Genomic DNA, 3779 nt, shown 5'->3' with positions numbered 1-3779 from the left:
AATTCGAGACCGTCATGACCACACCGGCCCTCCAGGTCGTGTGACCGAACCTGTCACCCAAACCTGCAGCAGACCCGACTGTCACAAAGGCACGGTGATTGAGACCGTGCAGGTGCGCATAGCGCCGAACCCTTCGGCTCCGTCGGTCGGGACCAGAGCGAAGGGCAGCACCGTCTGCATCTACGCCACCACAACAGGGGAAGACAACCCCTATACGGCGTGTGGCATCCACTCGAGCCAATGGGTGCGCATCTCGTCCAGCTTTGTGGTCCCCCCGAAGTGGGTAGCTGCGACCTGCATTCGCCAGCTGTGATTCAGCACCTGACCATGTCATAGGCGAGTGACAGTCAAAAGGGGCGCCCGGATTCACCGGGCGCCCCTTTTCTTCGTCCTGCCGGACCGCCTACGCCGTCTTCTGCTCGCCCGGGCCGCGCCCGCGGGCGTCGCGCGGGATCAGCGTCGGGTTGACGTTGGACAGGACGACGTCCGCCGTGATGACGACCCTCGCCACGTCCTTCCGCGAGGGAACCTCGTACATCACCGCCTGGAGGACCTCCTCCATGATGGCGCGCAGACCGCGCGCGCCGGTCTGGCGGAGGATCGCCTGGTCGGCGATGGCTTCCAGGGCCTCGCGCTCGAAGTCCAGCTCCACGCCGTCGAGTTCGAACAGGCGCTGGTACTGCTTCACGAGCGCGTTGCGCGGCTCCACGAGGATCTGGAGGAGCGCCGGCCGGTCGAGGTTGTGGACCGAGGTGATGACGGGCAGCCGGCCGATGAACTCGGGGATCATGCCGAACTTCACCAGGTCCTCGGGCATGACGGCCTCGAACTGGTCCTTGGACTCGAGCTCGCGCTTGGAGCGGATCGTCGCGCCGAAGCCGATGCCCTTGGCACCCGCCCTCGACTCGATGAGCTTCTCCAGGCCCGCGAAGGCGCCGCCCACGATGAACAGGACGTTCGTCGTGTCGATCTGGATGAACTCCTGGTGGGGATGCTTGCGTCCGCCCTGGGGCGGAACGGAGGCCGTCGTGCCCTCCAGGATCTTGAGCAGCGCCTGCTGGACGCCCTCGCCGGACACGTCTCGCGTGATCGACGGGTTTTCGCTCTTACGGGCCACCTTGTCGATCTCGTCGATGTAGATGATGCCCGTCTCGGCCTTCTTGACGTCGTAGTCGGCCGCCTGGATGAGCTTCAGCAGGATGTTCTCGACGTCCTCGCCGACGTACCCCGCCTCCGTCAGCGCCGTCGCGTCGGCGATGGCGAACGGGACGTTGAGCATGCGCGCGAGCGTCTGGGCGAGCAGAGTCTTGCCGGAGCCCGTGGGGCCCAGCAGGAGGATGTTGGACTTCGCCAACTCGATGGCGTCGTCCCGGTTCTGACCGCCGCCGTTCTCACCGGCCTGGACCCGCTTGTAGTGGTTGTACACCGCGACCGAGAGGGCTTTCTTGGCCGACTCCTGGCCGACCACGTACCCCTCGAGGAACTCGTAGATCTCGCGGGGCTTCGGGAGCTCCTCCCAGCGGACCTCGCTCGTTTCCGCGAGTTCTTCTTCGATGATCTCGTTGCAGAGATCGATGCACTCGTCGCAGATGTACACACCGGGGCCTGCGATGAGCTTCTTGACCTGCTTCTGGCTCTTGCCACAGAACGAGCACTTGAGCAGATCGCCGCCGTCACCGATGCGTGCCACGGTGTGCTTCCCCTTCGCCTGGGAGACGCCTAGGTCCAGCGGCTCCTGGTGCTGCCTTATGTCCGACGGTACCTTGCCGAGCCCCCCGTTCGGGCCCCCCTTGGCGCGGTTCACTTTGTCGTGAACCACGCCAACGGGCGACAGACGAGCGGCAGACGATACAGCGATACGTCAGACGATCGCGGAACTGTTCATCTTGCGGGTGGAGATGATCTGGTCGATCAGGCCGTACGCGAGCGCGTCCTCAGCGGTGAGGATCTTGTCGCGCTCGATGTCCTCGCGGATCTTCTCGATCGGCGTGGTCGAGTGCTTGGCCAGCATGTCTTCCAGCTGCGCGCGCATCCGGAGGATCTCGTTCGCCGCGATTTCGAGGTCCGAGACCTGGCCGCGGCCGGTCTCGCTGTAGGGCTGGTGGATCAGCACGCGGGCGTTCGGAAGCGCCATGCGCTTGCCCGGCGTGCCGGCGGCCAGCAGGATCGCGGCGGCCGAGGCCGCCTGACCCATGCAGACCGTCTGGATGTCGGGCTTCACGAACTGCATCGTGTCGTAAATGGCCGTGAGGGCCGTAAACGAGCCACCGGGGCTGTTGATGTAGACCGAGATGTCACGGTCGGGGTCCATCGACTCCAGGCACAGCAGCTGCGCCATGACGTCGTTGGCGGAGGCGTCGTCGATCTGCACGCCGAGGAAGATCACGCGCTCCTCGAACAGCTTCGCGTACGGGTCGTACTCACGCACGCCCTGCGAGGTGCGCTCGACGAAGCGCGGGATGACGTAGCGGGACTCCGCACGAGGACCGGTGTACTCGGCCTGCGTGCGGGCGTAGATGCCGCTGCCGGGGAAGTCGTTCACTGTGTCTCCTGAAGAGCCTGTAAGAGCCTGAGGCGGTCGGCCGGGGCGCTGGAGGGCCGTCTGCGCCGCTCCGGGGCACTGGGTGTGCCCGGAGAGCGGCAGAGGGCCACGCGCCGCCCTGGGGGGCGCTGAGGGGCTTACGACGCCCCGGTGCCGCCACCGCCCGGCATACCGGCGGCGGTGGGCACGATGTCGTCGATGAGGCCGTACTGCTTGGCCTCGATCGGGTCGAACCAACGGTCGCGGTCCGAGTCACGAGTGATCTGCTCGACCGTCTGACCGGTGTGGAAGGAGGTCAGCTCGGCCATCCGCTTCTTGGTGTGCAGCAGCCGCTCGGCGTGGATCTTGATGTCCGACGCGGAGCCCGCCAGGCCGGCCGAGGGCTGGTGGATCAGGATCTCGGCGTTCGGCAGGGCGAAGCGCTTGCCGGGGGTGCCCGCGCTGAGCAGGAACTGACCCATCGAGGCAGCCATGCCCATGGCGATCGTCACCACGTCGTTCTTGATGAACTGCATGGTGTCGTAGATCGCCATGCCGGCCGTGATCGATCCGCCGGGGCTGTTGATGTAGAGGTAGATGTCCTTGTCCGGGTCGGCGGCAAGGAGCAGCAGCTGCGCCGTGATCTTGTTGGCGATGTCATCGTCGACCGCCTGGCCGAGGAAGATGATCCGCTCGCCGAGCAGTCGGTTGTAGACCTGGTCGCCGAGGCCACCACCGAAGGGTTCGCCGGCAGCTGTGGGCATCAGATTCGTCACGTATCCACCTGCTCGTCTTACGACGGCGCCGGGCCGTCTCACGTCTTCTGCTGGGGGCGTGGGACCCCGGTGCGACAACCGCCCGGGGCGGCTTCGGGGACTCCCCTGCCCTCGTATTCATGGACCCTAACGCGCGGGTCCCTCCGGGGAATCCCGCAGAAGGAACTGTTCGCTGTGAGCGCATGCGCTCCGCTGGGTTGGACAGGGGGGTTCGGCGGGGCTGCGCCCCGTCGGGGGCGCGGGGAACTGTGCGATCCACCCCCGCAAAGCCGCGGTCGCGTCTGCCACGGGTGGTCCAACGGCGGGCGCGGCTTGTCGTGGGTTGCTCGCGCAGTTCCTCGCGCCCCCAAAGGCCGACGGGCCCCCGGGGGCAAGAAGGCCCCGGGGGCCCGGCGTACAGCTGCTGGAGCGCCCGGGGCTTACGCCCCGGGCGTCTCCCCGGGGGCCCCCGTGGGGGGCTCGTCCCCGGCGGGGGCCTCCGG

General features: G+C 67.0%; 3 protein-coding genes. All 3 read right to left on the bottom strand.

What is annotated here, in order from left to right; translation table 11 throughout:
* Window positions 1-403: 403 nt before the first annotated feature.
* Complete coding sequence (gene clpX / locus KVT44_RS55225) at window positions 404-1690, bottom strand: ATP-dependent Clp protease ATP-binding subunit ClpX (RefSeq protein WP_054231969.1); 1287 nt, start codon at window positions 1688-1690, stop codon at window positions 404-406.
* Between the two features lie 171 nt (window positions 1691-1861).
* On the bottom strand, window positions 1862-2542 hold the full coding sequence (locus KVT44_RS55220; protein ID WP_060897739.1) for an ATP-dependent Clp protease proteolytic subunit: 681 nt from the start codon (window positions 2540-2542) through the stop codon (window positions 1862-1864).
* A 137-nt stretch (window positions 2543-2679) separates the two neighbouring features.
* Complete coding sequence (locus KVT44_RS55215; protein ID WP_190169049.1) at window positions 2680-3285, bottom strand: ATP-dependent Clp protease proteolytic subunit; 606 nt, start codon at window positions 3283-3285, stop codon at window positions 2680-2682.
* Window positions 3286-3779: the final 494 nt, after the last annotated feature.

Source organism: Streptomyces sp. GbtcB7 (assembly GCF_019091445.1).
Taxonomy (GTDB): domain Bacteria; phylum Actinomycetota; class Actinomycetes; order Streptomycetales; family Streptomycetaceae; genus Streptomyces; species Streptomyces mirabilis.
The sequence above is the reverse complement of the archived record's forward strand: the minus strand, read 5'-3'. Positions and strand labels throughout refer to the sequence as shown.

What these genes read in the sequence shown, in the direction of transcription:
- KVT44_RS55215 (WP_190169049.1), bottom strand. Translation starts at nt 3,285, where the DNA reads ATGCCCACAGCTGCCGGCGAACCCTTCGGTGGTGGCCTCGGCGACCAG.